Genomic DNA, 16,865 nt, shown 5'->3' with positions numbered 1-16,865 from the left:
TCGAAAAAGCTATAAAACAGCTCGGCCTGCCAGTATTAAAGTTTACTGGCAGGCCGAGCTGTTTTTATCAGAAATAAGCCTTCTTAAGAAATGCCATTGCCATTGCGATAGGCCTCAATGGCGGCACGAACGCTGCCATACTTCTTGAGCAGAGCAGCAGCCTCTGGTTTTGCCAACTGTAGCTCTTCCATCAGCATGCGTGTGCCGCGCTCTACCAGCTTGGTGTTCGATAGCTGCATGTCCACCATCTTGTTGCCCCTCACGTGGCCAAGCTGGATCATGGTGGCAGTGGTGAGCATGTTGAGCACCAGCTTTTGAGCAGTACCGGCCTTCATGCGGGTGCTGCCTGTTACAAACTCCGGCCCTGTGATTACTTCTACCGGATAGTCAGCAGCGGCGGCTATGGCACTGTTGGCATTGCACACAATACAGCCCGTGGCTATCCCCTGGCGACGGCAGTCTTCCAATCCGCCTATTACATATGGCGTGCTGCCCGAAGCGGCTATACCTACCACGATGTCTTTGGCAGTGATATTATGCTTCTGCAGGTCCTTCCAGGCTTGCTTCGTGTCGTCTTCGGCAAACTCCACTGCCTTCCGGATAGCTCCATCACCACCTGCTATAATGCCGATTACCAAGCCATGGGGCACCCCATACGTAGGAGGGCACTCCGATGCATCTACTATGCCTAGCCGCCCACTGGTGCCTGCCCCAATGTAAAAGAGTCTGCCTCCCTTACGGAGGCGCTCCACTGTGACATTTACCAGCGTCTCGATCTGAGGTATCACACGCTCAACAGCCAGTGGCACACTTTTGTCTTCCTGGTTGATGCAGGTGAGCAACTCGTGCACAGGCATTTGCTCTAATCTATCGTAAAGTGAGTCGGATTCGGTAGTGGACACTGTGCTAATCGGTCAAATTTGAATTCAGTAAAAAAGCGTGTTTCTAGTTAGGCATTCTGCATTTTCAGCAGCTCCTGGTGGTATTTGATCAGGCCCTCGCTTGGGCTGGAGATGATTACTCCGATATGGCAGCCATATTTCTTGGCTACCAGCTTGAGCGTGTCCGAGAAATGAAACGCGATAGAACCTACAAAGTTTACAGGAAGCTCGCCAAAACCCTCATATTTGCTGACATGGCGTTCAAAGAACTCCTCGAAGTTCTCATAAATCATCTCTTTGATCACCGGGCTCTTGCGTTTTTCATACATGAACTTGGCAAAAGTAGCCAGGTACTGACTCGGTATGTCAGAGCCGTACACAGCGTCAAGTATACCGTCCTTAGTCAGATTATACCTGTTCTTGAGTGAAGTGGCCAGTTCTTCTGGCAACTCGCGGTACATGTAGGCCTTAATCAACAGCTTGCCCAGATAGGCGCCACTGCCCTCGTCACCCATCAGGAAACCTAGCGAAGTCACATTGTCTATAATGTTCTTGCCATCATAAAGGCAGGAGTTAGAGCCGGTACCCAGAATACAGGCTATACCTGGCTTGTGACCGCACAGGGCACGGGCCGCAGCCAGCAGGTCATGGTCCACATAGTTTGGTACGTTTGGGAAGGCGCGGCTAAGGGCGTCTTCTACGCGTCTGTTACGCTCTGGAGAGCTACAGCCAGCACCATAGTAGTAAATGGCGCTAATATTTTTTTCTTTCAGCTGAGGCAGCAGCTCGGTCTCAAAAATGCTGTAGATCTTGTCAGTATCGAGGTACTGTGGGTTGATGCCAGTTGTGTTGACCTGTTCATACTCATTGTTGGCATCGATTACACGCCAGTCTGTTTTGGTAGAGCCGCTGTCAGCTATCAGAATCATAGTGTTGGTAATTTATAGTTGATCAGGAGCCTACCTGTTACAGTAGCGTACTCCCTGTGTTTTATTTTCGGTATACTGAGTTTTTGACTTGTCCGATCACCTCAAATTTGTCAAATACATATTCGGTATGCGGCGCGTCCTTCAGTTCCTCGGTCAGGTCTTGGCCTGCCCAGTGTTCGTAGTGGTTGCCGCTCCGCCACAGACGTGATTTTTTTACGTCATAAATCAGCCCTTTGTAAGCCACCCATACTTCGTCACGGTCCTGGCCATTGCGCAGGGCAAGCTGTTGCAGGGTGTACTCCGGGAGATTTTCTTCCATTCGATTGCAGGCCTCACTGAGCCCGGATTGCAAATATAATAATACTGCCCTAGTGATTGGGGCAAACGAAACAGAATCGGGTTTGTTTCTTTGTTCGCTTCCTAAAGTGTTAGCCGATGCGTGCCTGCGTCACGATCCAGCGGTTAGGCACCTCGCCTTTGATGGCCTGCAGATAGTCTTCGTAACTGCAGGGTACAATGCGCGGGCTCTTTTCATCTGAAAGGGGCTCTACCTCCATCCACCACTTTTCACTGACTTTGCTTTTGTAGAAAGTCATGCGCTCCGGGTTGTCGTTAAAGGCCACGGCGTATTTGGTAAACTTGCTGGAGCTGAATTCTGTTTCGTTCTTGCGGTGGTAGAAGCCCTCGATGAAGTACCAGATCATGGTGGCGATGGTCATGGCTGTCAATTCCTGTCTGTCCTGTGCCGGATCATACTCATAAATACCCAATGATGTCATCTGGTCACTCAGACCTGCATACCAGCACAGCTGGCAAGCCTCCTCGCCCGTAAGCCCAAACGGGTTGGCAGGCGTATAGCCCGGCGCATCCTGGTGGCGGATAGCCGAAATGTCGAATGTAAGCAGGTCAGCCTGGCGCACAACCGGCTCCATTTCCTGCACACTGCGATGCACTTCGCCTACACGGTAAGCCTCAAAGTGCAGCTTTTCGAACGTGGCCATCACTTCTGGGTCCACCAGGTAAGACTGGTAGCCGATCTGGCCCAGGCTGAAGAGGTAGTTCGGTTCGTGCATCAGAATCTGGCGGAGCTGCTTTCTGTTGGCAGGCACGTCATTGTCCTCGCTCATGTCCACGCTGCTGTCCACGGTTACCATGTTCACGGCACGCTCCAGGTGCTCATAGCCCATGTACTGTCCATATTCCAGGTCATGCGTGCCGCCAATAATAATGGGGATGGTGTTATGGGATATGAGGATTTCAACGATTTCTTTCAGCCGCAGGTAAGTGTCGTCGAGTGTTATACCCGGCCGCAGATTGCCCAGGTCGACTATGTTGCAGCGACCGGCTCCTTTGTGAAGGCTGTACAGTTTTTTGCGTACAGCACGGGCCGGAATGACCTCTGCTACTGTTTCCTCTCCTTGTCCCCGGGTCTCGTTTATCCCGATCAGGGCGATATCAGCTGAGCGCCAGTCAGGGAATTTGCCAGTAAAGCGGCCGATATAGGCACCAAGTGTGCGCGGTTTGTCAAGCAGCGCAAAAATGTCCTCATTTAGAGGTTCGAAGAAGATGGAAAGGTTCATAAATCAGTATCAGGAAGTTCAAATATAGCAAAACTGCTGCTTTTGTGAGTGGCTTTTAATTAAGTATAAGTTTTTATCGTAAAAAGTGCTATCAATATAATGAATGGCAAATATTTGTACTGGCAGGTATAGAAATTTCAGAAAAAAATAATTAAAATGCACATACTAACGAACGTGTGGCCCATGTTGTGCCATCGTTCGGGATGTCCTAAAATAGACTGACACTAACCTTAGCAAACACAATGAACGTAACCCGCACCCTTGATCTGCTGCCTTTTCAGCTGCAGAACTCGCCTCAGCCGGACTGTCTGGCGACAAAAGTTAACGGACAATGGATTAAATACAGCACACAAGAGGTGCAGGACACTGCCAATCAGGTGAGCCTTGGTCTGCTGAAACTAGGTATAGGGAAGGGCGACAAAGTGGCTATTATCTCCCTGAACCGACCGGAGTGGGTGTTTGCTGACTTTGGTATACAGCAGATAGGTGCTATTAGCGTGCCGATGTATCCGACTATTACCGTGGAGGATTACCGGTACATTTTCAATGATGCAGAGGTGAAAGCTGTGTTTGTTTCTGATGCCGAACTTTACAACAAAGTAGTGGCTGCTACTGAAGGGATGGAGAGCATCAAGGAGATCTATACCTTTGATGATATACACGGTGCCAAGCACTGGAAGGAAGTCATCAAGCTGGGAGAAGGGGAAGATGTAGCTCAGTTAGAACCTATGAAGTCTGGTGTTGGGCCGGATGATGTCCTCACCATTATCTATACCTCTGGTACAACTGGCAACCCAAAAGGGGTAATGCTGACAAATAACAACATCATCAGCAACGTGACTGGTACGTTGCCTTATGTGCCGGTAAACCAGCATCACCGGGCCCTAAGCTTCCTGCCGCTTTGCCACATTTTCGAGCGCATGCTCCTTTATTTATACATGCGCATTGGCGTGTCGATCTACTACGCCGAGAGCATCGAAAAAGTAGCTGATAACCTCAAAGAGGTGCAGCCGCATGTGTTTACCACGGTGCCGCGTCTGCTCGAGAAGGTATATGACAAGATCGTGGCCAAAGGTATGGAACTGACCGGCGTGAAGCGCAGACTTTTCTTCTGGGCTTTGGAGCTCGGTCTGCAGTATGACACCCGCGAAGACAAAGGCTGGTGGTATAACAAACAGCTGGAGCTGGCTAATAAACTTATCTTTAGCAAATGGCGTGAGGCCCTGGGTGGCAACGTAATTGCTATCGTATCGGGTGGAGCGGCCCTGCAGCCGCGTCTGGCCCGTGTGTTCTGGTCGGCTAACATCCGCGTGATGGAAGGCTATGGCCTGACGGAGACGTCACCGGTGATAGCTGTGAACCGCTACGAGCCGGAGAACAACGTGATTGGCACCGTAGGTATGGCCATTGATGGGGTAGAGATCAAAATCGCTGAGGATGGCGAGATTCTGACCCGTGGACCACACGTGATGAAAGGCTACTACAAGAAACCTGATCTGACTGCCGAAGTGATCGATGCCGAAGGGTGGTTCCATACTGGTGACATCGGAGAAATGGTAGAGGGCAAGTTCCTCAAGATCACAGACCGCAAGAAGGAGATGTTCAAGACGTCGGGTGGCAAGTATGTGGCACCTCAGCCAATTGAGAACAAGCTGAAGGAGTCAGTGGTGATCGAGCAGGCCATGGTGGTAGGAGCCGGGCAGAAGTACGCCGCTGCTCTGATAGTACCTTCGTTCCTGGGGCTGCAGGACTGGTGTGCGCACAAAGGTATACCGTATACCTCTGATGCCGAGATGATCACCAAGCCGGAGATCATTGACAAGTATAAGCGTGAGGTGGACAAAGCCAACGAAGGGCTGGCGCAATTCGAAACAATCAAGAAGTTCACACTGATCCCGAACATGTGGACGGTGGAAAGCGGTGAGCTGACGCCGACTCTGAAGGTGAAGCGTAAAAACATCACAGCCAATTACCAGAAAGAGATTGACAGCATGTATTAATATGAAGTGAATTTAAGGATTAAAGCCTTTCAGGTAACAAAAAACCCTTTCCGGTCTGGAAAGGGTTTTTTGTTTGTAACCATTCTATGGATTATACATAAACTATAGCGGGAGGTACTATAGCACGAAATCCGCTTTAACCTGTGAGGGCGGGAGAGGAATAAATTTTTCGTCAAATTAGTATGCTTGCATAACATTTTTCTTTATATTTGGTATAAACAACATGATGCATGAAGCCGGAAGAGACCGTAGATTATAATGTGAAGGTTTGTTGGCATGCTATCTCGCGTATGTATAATACAGAGGCTGCCAAAAATGACATTACCACTTCCATAGGATTTGTTCTTCTAAACATCAATCAGGAGACAGGTACCCCCGCCACTAAGATTGCTCCCCTGCTTGGTCTGGAGGCGCGCAGCCTGACCCGCATTCTGAAAAGTATGGAGGAGAAAGGCCTTATCTATAAGGTGTCGGACGACAGGGACAAGCGGCTGGTTCGGATATTCCTGACCGAAAAAGGGCTGGAGAAAAAAGAAGTGTCTCGCCGCACGGTACTCCACTTTAACCGAAAGGTGCAGGAGGCTATTCCGCAGGAGGAGTTGAATACCTTTTTTCGGGTGTCTGAGCGCATCATCAACATGATCGAAAACAAAGAGATTTTCTAACCATAGTAGACCATCAAGCTTTTTCTATGAAGAGATTAATTAAGAAAGTAGCCGTGCTGGGCTCCGGTGTCATGGGCTCCCGCATTGCCTGCCATTTTGCCAATATTGGTGTGCAGGTGCTGTTGCTCGACATCGTGCCGCGTGAGCTGACTCCTGACGAAGAGAAAAAAGGGCTGACGCTGGAGAGCAAGCATGTCCGCAACCGCATTGTGAACACTGCGCTGGAAGCTGCCATCAAGTCTAATCCTTCGCCTATCTACCGTAAGTCCGATGCCCGCCTGATCCAGACGGGTAACTTTGAAGACAACATGAAGGACATCGCCACTGCCGACTGGACCATTGAGGTAGTAGTGGAGAACCTGAAGATCAAGAAGTCGGTATTCGATCAGGTGGAGCAGTACCGCAAGCCGGGCACGCTGATCACTTCCAATACCTCGGGTATCCCGATCCACATGATGCTGGAGGGCCGCTCCGATGATTTCAAAAAGCACTTCTGCGGTACGCACTTCTTCAACCCGCCGCGCTACCTCAAATTACTGGAAATTATACCTACGCCAGAAACCGATCAGGATGTTGTGGACTTCCTGATGCACTACGGCGACTTATACCTTGGCAAGACTACCGTACTGGCCAAAGACACACCTGCTTTCATTGCAAACCGTGTCGGTATTTACGCCATTATGCAGGGCTTGCAGGTGATGAACAAACTCGGTCTGAACGTGGACGAGGTGGACCGTATTACGGGGCCTATCATCGGCCGTCCGAAGTCAGCCACTTTCCGCACGCTGGACGTAGTCGGTCTCGATACGCTGGCGAATGTAGCCAATGGCTTGTATCAGACAGGCGAGCAGGACGAGTCGCGTGAGCTGTTTAAGCTGCCGGACTACCTGCAGAAAATGGTAGAGAACAAATGGTTGGGCGACAAGACCGGTCAGGGCTTCTACAAGAAAACCAAAGACGCTAAAGGCAAAACCGAGATACTTACGCTTGACCTGAACACACTGGAGTACGGACCAAAGCAGCGTCCGAAGTTCCAGAGCCTCGAAGTGCTCAAGCCGATCGAGGACCTGAAGAAACGTGTGAAGACCTTCTCGAAGCAGGAGGACAAGGCCGCGCAGTTTTTCAATGAGTCGCTTTACGGTCTGTTCCAGTACGTGAGCAACCGCATACCTGAGATTTCTGACGAGCTGTACCGCATCGACGATGCCATGCGTGCCGGCTTCGGCTGGGAACTGGGGCCGTTCGAGTATTGGGACGTGATCGGTGCGCGTGAAGGTGTTCAGCGCATGATTGAAGCTGGCTATCAGCCTGCGGCTTGGGTAGAGGAGATGCTCAACCAAGGCAAAGAATCCTTCTACATCGTGGAGAACGGCAACCGTCGCTACTACGACATACAAAGCAAAGAATACAAGGCTATACCGGGTGTAGAGAACTTCATCATCCTCGACAACCTGCGCAGCAACAAAGTGGTGTGGAAAAATACCGGCGCTACATTGATTGACCTTGGTGACGGCATCCTGAACGTAGAGTTCCACACGAAGATGAATACCATCGGTGGTGATGTGGTGCAGGGTTTGAATAAAGGCATTGAAATAGCCGAGAAAGAATTCAGAGGTATGGTAGTGGGCAGTCAGGCAGCGAACTTCTCTGCCGGTGCCAACGTGGGCCTTATTTATATGTATGCCCTGGAGCAGGAGTATGACGAGATCAACTTCATGATCAAGCAGTTCCAGGACACGATGATGCGCATGCGCTATTCGGCTATACCTGTGGTAGGTGCGCCGCACGGTCTCACACTGGGCGGTGGCTGCGAACTGAACCTGCATTGCGACCATGTGCAGGCAGCTGCCGAGACCTACATGGGTCTGGTGGAGTTTGGCGTAGGCCTTATACCTGGCGGTGGCGGCACGAAAGAAATGACGCTTCGCGCAGCTGAGATGTACGAAGAGGGCGACATTGAGTATAACACGCTCAAGAACATCTACCTGAACATCGGTATGGCCAAAGTGTCTACCTCCGCCAAAGAGGCATTTGACCTGGGCTTTATGCGCCAAGGCGACGCCATTACCCTCAACAACAACCGACTGATTGCCGACGCGAAAGCACAGGCTATTCGTCTGGCCGAAGCAGGGTATACACAGCCAGCCAAAAAAACTAAGATAAAAGTGCAGGGCAGAGGCGCTTTAGGCATGTTCCTGACGGGAGCCAGTGCTATGGTAACAGGCGGCTACATCTCGGAGCACGACAAGAAAATCTCGGAGAAGTTGGCCTATGTAATGTGCGGCGGCGACCTCTCTGCCCCGACAGATGTGAGCGAGCAGTACCTCCTGGATCTCGAGCGCGAAGCCTTCCTGTCACTGACCGGTGAGCGCAAAACCTTGGAGCGTATCCAGAGCATCCTGACTACAGGCAAGCCGCTGAGAAATTAATGTCTAATGAATAATGGGTAATAAATCATGATTGTGCTCTTTGGAAACAATTCTGAGGGATCAACAATCAACCATTTAACAATTTAGCAATCAGAAATATGAACAACGCATATATCGTAGCCGGATTTCGTAGCGCAGTAGGCAAAGCCGGGCGCGGGGGCTTCCGGTTCACCAGACCCGATGACCTGGCCGCTGACGTCATCAAACATCTTTTGGCTTCTGTACCTGCCCTTGACCCGGAGCGCGTAGACGACCTGATCGTGGGCAATGCCGTGCCGGAAGCAGAGCAAGGCCTGCAGATAGGTCGCATGATCGCTCTTCTGTCACTGCCGATGTCTGTGTCGGGTATGACTGTGAACCGCTACTGCGGCTCGGGCGTGGAGACCATTGCCATTGCCTGTAACCGCATTGCGGCAGGTATGGCAGACTGTATCATTGCGGGTGGTACAGAATCTATGTCGATGGTGCCGACTGTTGGCTGGAAGACAGTACCAAACTACAATATCGCCAAAAAGAACCCAGACTGGTACCTGAGCATGGGCCTTACAGCGGAAGCAGTGGCCAAAGACTACAATGTGACCCGTGAAGACCAGGATGAATTTGCCTATAATTCACACCAGAAGGCCATCAACGCCATCAAGAATGGCTACTTCAAAGAGCAGATCGTGCCGATTACGGTAGAGGAAACCTACATCGACGATAACGGCAAAAAGAAAACCCGCTCTTATGTAGTAGACACCGACGAAGGCCCCCGTGCCGATACTTCCCTGGAGGCTCTAGCCCGCCTAAAGCCGGTGTTTGCAGCTGGCGGCTCAGTAACGGCCGGTAATTCTTCGCAAACATCTGACGGTGCAGCCTTTGTGATTGTGATGAGCGAGCGCATGGTGAAGGAACTGAACCTGGAGCCGATCGCCCGCATGGTGAGCTACGGAACTGGTGGCGTAGACCCTCGCATCATGGGTATGGGGCCGATCGCAGCCGTGCCAAAAGCACTTAAAATGGCAGGTATGACACTCAACGATATCGACCTGATCGAGATGAACGAAGCTTTCGCGGCTCAATCTATCGCCGTGATGCGTCACCTGGACTTTGATCCTGCTAAGCTTAATATCAGTGGTGGTGCTATTGCTTTAGGTCACCCACTGGGTTGCTCCGGTGCCAAACTAAGCGTGCAGCAGTTTCATGAACTGCGCCGACTCGGTAAAAAGTACGGCATGGTGACCGCCTGCGTAGGCGGCGGGCAGGGCGTTGCCGGCATCTACGAATTATTGAAGTAAAAAAAATCTGTACCTAAAACACTAATCATAATCTGCCATGGAAAATGTAACAGATAAAAATAAAGCCACTGTTCGCGGTGGTGAATTTCTGATCAAAGAAACTGATCCGCAGGACGTATTTATACCTGCCGAGTTCAGCGAGGAGCAGCGCATGATGGCGCAGACCTGTCTGGACTTCGTGCGTGAAGAAGTGAACCCGCTTCTTGACCGCCTCGATAACCACGAGGAAGGCCTGATGGAAGGCCTGATGAAGAAAGCAGGTGAGCTGGGCCTGTTTGCGGTGTCAATGCCGGAGCAATACGGCGGCCTGAATATGGACTTCAACACCTCGCTTCTGGTAACAGAGTCAGTAGGGGGCGGGCACTCCTTCCCGGTCGCTTTCGCGGCACACACAGGTATAGGCATGCTGCCAATCCTGTACTTCGGCACAGACGAGCAGAAGCAGAAGTACCTGCCAAAGCTGACTTCTGGCGAATGGGCAGCGGCTTACTGCCTCACAGAGCCGGGATCTGGTTCTGATGCCTTGGCTGCCAAAACCAAAGCGGTGCTGAACGAAGCAGGTACGCACTACATCCTGAACGGACAAAAAATGTGGATCACCAATGCAGGCTTTGCCGATGTATTCATCGTGTTCGCGCAGGTGGACGGCGACAAGTTCACAGGCTTTATCGTAGAGAAAGGCTATCCGGGTTTGAGCCTTGGTAACGAAGAGCACAAAATGGGTATCAAAGGTTCTTCCACACGTCAGGTGTTCCTGTCTGATTGCGAAGTGCCGAAAGAGAACGTACTGGGTGATATTGGTAAGGGCCATCTGATCGCTTTCAACATCCTCAACATCGGCCGTATCAAGCTTTGCGCAGCGACGCTGGGTGCCTCTAAAAAAGTGGTGGACCTGTCGATCAAGTATGCCAACGAGCGTCAGCAGTTCAAACTGCCGATCTCTAAATTCGGTGCTATCCGCCACAAACTGGCTGAGCAGGCTATTCGCATCTATGCCGTGGAGTCAGCGCTATACCGTTGCGGTATGGACATTTATCGCAAAGAGCAGGAACTGCTGGCTTCTGGCAAAGACGAGAACGAAGCCATGCTGGGTGCTGCCCGCGAGTTTGCTGTGGAGTGTGCCATCCTGAAAGTAGAAGGTTCTGAAGTGCTGGACTATGTGGTGGATGAAGGCGTGCAGATCTACGGTGGCTACGGCTTCTCAGCCGACTACCCAATGGACCGCGCCTACCGAGACTCCCGCATCAACCGCATTTTCGAGGGTACCAACGAGATCAACCGCATGCTCACCGTGGACATGATCCTCAAAAAAGCCATGAACGGTGAGCTGGACCTGATGGGCCCTGCGCAAAACGTGCAAAACGAGCTGATGGCTATACCTGATTTCGGTGCTGAAGAAGAAGGTTTATTTGCCGCAGAGCACAAGGCGATCCGCAACCTCAAGAAAGCGATCCTGATGGTAGCCGGTACAGCGGTGCAGAAATACATGAACTCACTGGCCAAAGAGCAGGAAATCCTGATGAACATTGCCGACATGGCTATCAAGACCTACGTGGCAGAGTCAACACTGCTGCGTGTGGAGAAGCTGGTAGGTATGAAAGGCGAGGATGCCGTGGCTAACCAGATCGACATTGTGCGCGTGACCGTGAACGATGCAGTGGATACTGCCTTCCTGGCTGGTAAGGATGCAATCGCAGCTATGGTGGAGGGTGACGAACAGCGTCTGTTGTTCATGGGCCTGAAGCGCTTCACCAAAAAAGACCTCTACAATACCAAAGAGGCACGCCGACGCATAGCTGCTGCTATGATCGAGGCGAATGAATTCGTGTACTAGATTCTGACAAATCTATAGTTTAGGAAAGGCTGCCTCCGTAGGGGGTAGCCTTTTTGTTTTAATGGCTTGCTCTCGAATGACTTAATAGCCTGACATGCGTAAACATACCTGAAAACCAAAGTGTCATTAACAAAGAGGAACGTATGGGGGTAACATGTTTAATTCCCTGCTATAACGAACGGGAGCGGATTGCGGCAGTACTGGATGTCGTGGTAAAGGTAAAGGGCATACGGCAGGTAATCTGTGTGGATGACGGATCGTCTGATGGCACTGCCATGATGGTAAGCCGGCAGTGGCCCACTGTGCAAGTCATTCGCCTCAGTCAAAACCGGGGGAAAGCCGCCGCTATACAGTATGGCCTTCAGTTTGTGCAGCATGAGTTGATTCTGCTGATGGATGCTGATTTGCAGGAATTAAACAGAACTGAGCTTGAGAAAGCTGTCTTTGCTTTCCAGGGCACCACAAATGTTGACATGCTGATCTTGCGGCGGATCCGATCGCCGTGGTTTGTGCGCTGGTACCGAAGTGATATACTGCTGTCAGGGGAGCGGCTTTTGCGGCGAAGCGACTTAGAGCAGGTGCTAGCCCAGCCAGTGGCACGCTATCAGTTGGAAGTGGCCATTAACCGCTATATGATTAAACGTGGCAAACGGGTACGCTGGATGCCCTGGTCGGCCATGAATACCTATAAGGTAGACAAACTTGGGGTACTGGAGGGCTCTCGGAGAGAGTTCCGGATGTATGTAGAGATAGTGGATTATGTAGGTTTTGTGCACATGCTGGTGCAGCTGAGCTCTTTTACCCGCAAGCTTAAAAGACAAAAAAGCGCGACAAGAGAATGGTCACGCTTTTTGTCAGGTATAAGGTTAGACTAGTTACTTGATCTGCAGACGACGTAGTTGCAGACTGTTTGCTTTCTTGGATGGCCGCACCACCACTACCAGGTCCTTTTCGCCCAGCCAGGCCGTGAAGTCTTTTACGTAGGCGGTGTCTTCGCCTTTGGCTACATTCAGGCCAGCAGCCTTAGGTGCTTCAGCTTTGCCGGTGCTGGTGTCAATGCGGCGCAGGTATAAGTCATGCTTTCCGTTCAACTCTTCCAGGGTAAGCAGGTGCAATGTGTTACCCGCCAAATGATAGCGATACGAGATGCCTGTGAAGGCTTCATCAGCAGGTGCTTTCTGATTTTTCATCAGCACAGAGCTCCAGGCAGTGCCCATAAACTGATCGTAGGCAAACAGGTGAATTTCTTTGGCATAGTAAGGAGAGTTCTCACCACCCTCCATATACTTTTTTTCTGCCATCACGATTAGTTTCTCTTCCGGTGTCAGGATGAGATCGGTCAGGTAAATGTCTTCGAGGCGCCTTGCTTTTGCACCGCCGCTTTTATCCAGGCTGTTCACACTAGCTAGATACTCAGGCGTGAACCTGAACTCCTCTGCAAACACCATATCTTCATTCTCGAAATCAAACTTCACAGCTTTCAGGCTATAATATTCGCCCGTTTTTTCGTCGGCCGTTAGCACCACACCATACAGGTTGCCATTGGGCTGCAGGGCGTACTTGCTGTCCATGATGTATACCTTCTTACCCTCAAAAGTACCACCAACCAGCACCGACATGCCTTTAGCTTCCGGGGACTTTAAGGTATACTGACGTACAGTCAGGCGCTCCATGTTTTCAGAGATCAGGCTGATGAACTGGTCACCAGTATCATTCACGATCACCTCAGCCGACACAATGCCGCGCAGGTCGGTCAGGCTGTACTTTGTGTCTTTTACTTTCTGAAGTTTGCCATCATACAGGCTGCCGCTGATGGACTGCAGTACCTGATTGCCAGAAACGCTGTAGCGGTAGGCTAAAAGTTTGGTGCCATCAGGCGAGATTGCTATACCTGCTTTACGTGCATCCGCTGGAGCTTCGAGCAGTAGTACGGGCTTCTCTTTCTGACCGCTATGCAGGTCTACCCGATGTGCATACAGCACCTGATTGCCCTGCTCGTTTGTGCGGTGTGTGACCAGCAGCACAGCGTCCTGATTCCTGACAAAAGCCTCCACCGTTTCTTCAGCGGCCAGCGGTACAGCAGCCGACCAGGCTTTTTTGAGGACTGTATTATAGCGCTCTATGGTATATTCCCCAGGTTTGCTGCGGCTGAGGATTACGAAGCCCTCGGTTCCCAGCGGAAGCGTCTTGCTGCTGATGCTCTGGTTATATTGGTCTTCCGTATTGTCAGGTATGTAGCTGAAAGGTATAGCGGCTTTGCGGCCTTGTGCCTGTGCAGTTGTGGCGGTATAGCAAAGCCCCAGCAAGATGAATATGAGGAGGTGAAGTGTTTTCACGGGTATAAGGTATAGCGGTTTAGGAAATCAATGCAATGGCAGTGTAATTAGCACATAAATTTGCTGTATACGGTTATACTTTACAAATGCCTATATAGGAAACTACAACTTGTTTCGCGTGGAACCCATTTTCAAATATAATAGCTTCGTGCGCAGGCCCCTGTCATGATCAGGGCAGTTTCTAGCTTATGCGGCTCCAGTTGATGGTATTTAAGCTTAGCGATTTGATGTGGCGCATAATATTCTGGTTCTGTGGCTGCTCCAATTGCGGGTCTTCGTTCAAGATACGTTGAGCAGCCGCACGGGCTTCCTGCAAAATGGGTGCGTCTTTGGCCAGGTCGGCGATGAGCAGGTCCAGCACACCACTCTGCTGCGTACCCATCAGGTCACCCGGACCGCGCAACTTCAGGTCGATGTCTGCGATCTCGAAGCCGTTGTTGGTGCGCACCATCGTCTCCAGTCTGGTCTTGCTGTCTTTGCTGAGCTTATACCCGGTCATCAGAATGCAGTAGCTCTGCTCAGCGCCACGGCCCACCCTGCCACGCAACTGGTGCAGCTGCGACAGACCGAATCGCTCAGCACTCTCGATGATCATCACGGAGGCATTCGGCACGTTCACGCCCACTTCAATTACAGTCGTAGCCACCATGATCTGCGTCTCGTTGCGCACAAAGCGCTGCATTTCGTAGTCTTTGTCCTGTGCCTTGAGTTTGCCGTGCACCATACTCACCTGGTACTCCGGGAAAGCCCGGCGTATACTTTCATAGCCGTCCATCAGGTCCTTGTAGTCCATCCCTTCCGACTCCTCAATGAGCGGGTACACGATGTATACCTGGCGGCCCAGCTTGATCTGATCGCGCACAAATTGGAACACCTTCAGGCGGTGTGAGTCGAAGCGGTGCACCGTCACAATCTCTTTACGGCCGGCCGGCATTTCGTCGATCACGGACACATCCAGGTCGCCGTAGAGCGTCATGGCCAGGGTGCGGGGTATAGGCGTGGCCGTCATGACGAGTACATGCGGAATGATGCGCGGGTTCTTGCGCCACAGCCTAGAGCGCTGCTCTACTCCGAAGCGGTGCTGTTCATCCACAATGCAAAGGCCCAGGTTATGGAACTGCACCACGTCCTCCAGCAAGGCGTGCGTACCGACTATCATTTTCATCTCACCGGAGCGCAGCTGCTCATGCAGCACCTTGCGGTCTTTGGTTTTGGTAGAACCGGTAAGTTTGCCAATGTTTATACCTAGTCGGTCAGCAAAAGCTTTGAGGCCGGTATAATGTTGGTCCGCCAAAATCTCGGTAGGAGCCATCAGCACCGACTGCGCCCCGTTGTCAGCGGCAATCAGCATGGTAATAAAAGCTACGATGGTTTTGCCTGAGCCCACATCGCCCTGCAACAAGCGGTTCATCTGCTTACCGGCTGTCAGGTCTTTGTGTATTTCCTTGATAACCCGCTTCTGCGCATTGGTCAGGTCGAAGGTCATGTGGTTTTTGTAGAACTCCGTTACCGTCGGAACATGCCTGAACACCTGACCGACCAGGTCGGCACGGCGCACCGTTTTCTGGCGCAGCAGGCGTAGTTGAATGTAAAAGAGCTCTTCAAACTTGAGCCGGAACTTGGCTGCATTATACTTCTCCACCGACTGCGGGAAGTGAATGTTGATCAACGCATCCCGTTTGCTCATTAGGCGATAATGGTCAATCAGCTCCGGGGAAAGCGTCTCGTTGATATTCGGCACTGCCACTTTCAGCAGCATCTCCATCATGCGGGCGATCACTTTGCTCTCGACGCGGTGGGCTTTGAGCTTTTCGGTGGTATGGTATACCGGCTGCAGAAAAGCAGCGGTCTGTTTCTCCTCTACCAGCTCCTCCAGTTCCGGGTGGGCCATGTTCCACTTACCATTAAATGAGGTAGGTTTGCCAAACACGATATAGTCGGTGTGGTTCTTCAGCGTCTTTTGCATCCACTTAACCCCTTTGAACCAGACCAGCTCCATTTCACTACCGTCCTCGTCCACCAGTGTAGCGGCCAGGCGTTGTTTACGGCCCTCACCCAGCAACTCCTTGCCCCGCACACGCCCGCGCACCTGCACGTAGGGCATGCTCTCGTCCAGTTCGGCTATCTTGTAGAACTGGGTGCGGTCGAGGTACCGGAAAGGGTAGTGCTGTATTAGGTCGCCATAGGTATAGATATTGAGCTCCTTCTGCATCAACTCAGCCCGCTGCGGCCCCACGCCTTTCAGAAATTCGATCTTGGTATGGAAGAAGTTGTTCAAGGGCTTTGGGTGAAATTAGCTGGTGTAGATTACAAAAATAAGCAAAAGCCCGACAGGTGTAAGTGCTGGAGGGGCTTTGTAAGTTGTAAAGTTTGTTAGCAGTTAAAATAGAAAGGTCTATTTAATTGCTTAATACTCTACATAGTTAATATTAAATGAGCCGTTGGTAATTTCTACTACCTCACCTGTATTAGAATTTTGAGCTTTGAAATGAAAAGTCCCATTTAAGGTCTTTTTAGATTTATTGATTTCATTTATGTAAACCATACCTGTATGATCTGCATCTGTTTCAAACTCGTCAGGTGCAATACTCTTATCATAGTACCCTCTACTTAAAGTGTCCGATAGTACATAATTCTTGTTGGAGATAACATTCCCATCCCGAATACTTAAATATATTCTATCTGAGGCAGATGAAGCTCGTATTGCCAACACGCTATCACCGTAAAGTAACCTTGCTGTGAGCGGGCTTGATTTGAAATCGCCGCCGCTGCTGGGCCACCATTTCTTGCCATTTACTTCTACACAGAAGGCTTCGTCCTGGCATATCTTGTCTTTATTGCATGCTGGTAAGAGCAAGACAAGTAGCAGCATACTAAGCAGATTTAGTTGTTTCATAAGATGTGCAGGTTAAAAAATGAAGATAAAAGAAACGA

The 16,865-nt window shown here is 50.8% G+C and carries 13 protein-coding genes; 6 read left to right on the top strand and 7 right to left on the bottom strand.

The features are described from left to right. Positions 1–83: 83 nt before the first annotated feature. The 4 genes from murQ to AC5FXQ_RS16485 form a co-directional block, all read right to left on the bottom strand. Entirely contained in the window at positions 84–902 is an 819-nt protein-coding gene (murQ, locus tag AC5FXQ_RS16500) for an N-acetylmuramic acid 6-phosphate etherase (RefSeq protein WP_493603518.1), read from the bottom strand. Positions 903–949: 47 nt separating this feature from the next. Next, complete coding sequence (locus tag AC5FXQ_RS16495; RefSeq protein WP_493603517.1) at positions 950–1,810, bottom strand: hypothetical protein; 861 nt, start codon at positions 1,808–1,810, stop codon at positions 950–952. 61 nt (positions 1,811–1,871) lie between these two features. Then, complete coding sequence (locus AC5FXQ_RS16490; RefSeq protein ID WP_493598823.1) at positions 1,872–2,129, bottom strand: cytochrome b5 domain-containing protein; 258 nt, start codon at positions 2,127–2,129, stop codon at positions 1,872–1,874. Positions 2,130–2,238: 109 nt separating this feature from the next. Then, positions 2,239–3,390 (bottom strand): formimidoylglutamase, encoded by a 1,152-nt coding sequence (locus AC5FXQ_RS16485; protein WP_493603516.1) that lies wholly within the window; start codon positions 3,388–3,390, stop codon positions 2,239–2,241. A 242-nt stretch (positions 3,391–3,632) separates the two neighbouring features. Between AC5FXQ_RS16485 and AC5FXQ_RS16480 the strand changes: the two genes are divergently transcribed. The 6 genes from AC5FXQ_RS16480 to AC5FXQ_RS16455 all read left to right on the top strand — a co-directional run bounded on the left by AC5FXQ_RS16480 (position 3,633) and on the right by AC5FXQ_RS16455 (position 12,470). Beyond that, on the top strand, positions 3,633–5,390 hold the full coding sequence (locus AC5FXQ_RS16480; RefSeq protein ID WP_493603515.1) for an AMP-dependent synthetase/ligase: 1,758 nt from the start codon (positions 3,633–3,635) through the stop codon (positions 5,388–5,390). Between the two features lie 230 nt (positions 5,391–5,620). Continuing rightward, positions 5,621–6,055, top strand: coding sequence for a MarR family winged helix-turn-helix transcriptional regulator (locus AC5FXQ_RS16475; RefSeq protein WP_493603514.1), 435 nt, complete (start codon positions 5,621–5,623; stop codon positions 6,053–6,055). A gap of 26 nt (positions 6,056–6,081) precedes the next feature. Further along, on the top strand, positions 6,082–8,484 hold the full coding sequence (locus tag AC5FXQ_RS16470) for a 3-hydroxyacyl-CoA dehydrogenase/enoyl-CoA hydratase family protein (RefSeq protein WP_493603513.1): 2,403 nt from the start codon (positions 6,082–6,084) through the stop codon (positions 8,482–8,484). A 98-nt stretch (positions 8,485–8,582) separates the two neighbouring features. After that, a complete protein-coding gene (locus AC5FXQ_RS16465; protein ID WP_493603512.1) occupies positions 8,583–9,761 on the top strand; it encodes a thiolase family protein in 1,179 nt (392 codons plus the stop codon). A 37-nt stretch (positions 9,762–9,798) separates the two neighbouring features. Continuing rightward, a complete protein-coding gene (locus AC5FXQ_RS16460) occupies positions 9,799–11,595 on the top strand; it encodes an acyl-CoA dehydrogenase FadE (protein ID WP_493603511.1) in 1,797 nt (598 codons plus the stop codon). 143 nt (positions 11,596–11,738) lie between these two features. Next, a complete protein-coding gene (locus AC5FXQ_RS16455; RefSeq protein WP_493603510.1) occupies positions 11,739–12,470 on the top strand; it encodes a glycosyltransferase family 2 protein in 732 nt (243 codons plus the stop codon). Here AC5FXQ_RS16455 and AC5FXQ_RS16450 read toward each other — a convergent pair whose 3' ends face one another. From AC5FXQ_RS16450 to AC5FXQ_RS16440, 3 genes are all read right to left on the bottom strand, one after another. Then, positions 12,471–13,931 (bottom strand): hypothetical protein, encoded by a 1,461-nt coding sequence (locus tag AC5FXQ_RS16450; RefSeq protein ID WP_493603509.1) that lies wholly within the window; start codon positions 13,929–13,931, stop codon positions 12,471–12,473. 181 nt (positions 13,932–14,112) lie between these two features. Next, entirely contained in the window at positions 14,113–16,209 is a 2,097-nt protein-coding gene (recG, locus tag AC5FXQ_RS16445; RefSeq protein WP_493603508.1) for an ATP-dependent DNA helicase RecG, read from the bottom strand. 129 nt (positions 16,210–16,338) lie between these two features. Further along, positions 16,339–16,827, bottom strand: a complete 489-nt coding sequence (locus AC5FXQ_RS16440; protein ID WP_493603507.1) for a Riean_0653 family protein — start codon at positions 16,825–16,827, stop codon at positions 16,339–16,341. Between the last annotated feature and the right edge of the window lie 38 nt (positions 16,828–16,865).

It is taken from the genome of Pontibacter sp. LHS1, from assembly GCF_058932855.1.
This window is presented reverse-complemented; position numbering and strand designations above follow the sequence as displayed.

Coding starts and splice junctions, on each gene's coding strand:
- AC5FXQ_RS16495 (WP_493603517.1), bottom strand. CDS start 1,810: ATGATTCTGATAGCTGACAGCGGCTCTACCAAAACAGACTGGCGTGTA.
- AC5FXQ_RS16490 (WP_493598823.1), bottom strand. CDS start 2,129: ATGGAAGAAAATCTCCCGGAGTACACCCTGCAACAGCTTGCCCTGCGC.
- AC5FXQ_RS16485 (WP_493603516.1), bottom strand. CDS start 3,390: ATGAACCTTTCCATCTTCTTCGAACCTCTAAATGAGGACATTTTTGCG.
- AC5FXQ_RS16480 (WP_493603515.1), top strand. CDS start 3,633: ATGAACGTAACCCGCACCCTTGATCTGCTGCCTTTTCAGCTGCAGAAC.
- AC5FXQ_RS16475 (WP_493603514.1), top strand. CDS start 5,621: ATGAAGCCGGAAGAGACCGTAGATTATAATGTGAAGGTTTGTTGGCAT.
- AC5FXQ_RS16470 (WP_493603513.1), top strand. CDS start 6,082: ATGAAGAGATTAATTAAGAAAGTAGCCGTGCTGGGCTCCGGTGTCATG.
- AC5FXQ_RS16465 (WP_493603512.1), top strand. CDS start 8,583: ATGAACAACGCATATATCGTAGCCGGATTTCGTAGCGCAGTAGGCAAA.
- AC5FXQ_RS16460 (WP_493603511.1), top strand. CDS start 9,799: ATGGAAAATGTAACAGATAAAAATAAAGCCACTGTTCGCGGTGGTGAA.
- AC5FXQ_RS16455 (WP_493603510.1), top strand. CDS start 11,739: ATGGGGGTAACATGTTTAATTCCCTGCTATAACGAACGGGAGCGGATT.
- AC5FXQ_RS16440 (WP_493603507.1), bottom strand. CDS start 16,827: ATGAAACAACTAAATCTGCTTAGTATGCTGCTACTTGTCTTGCTCTTA.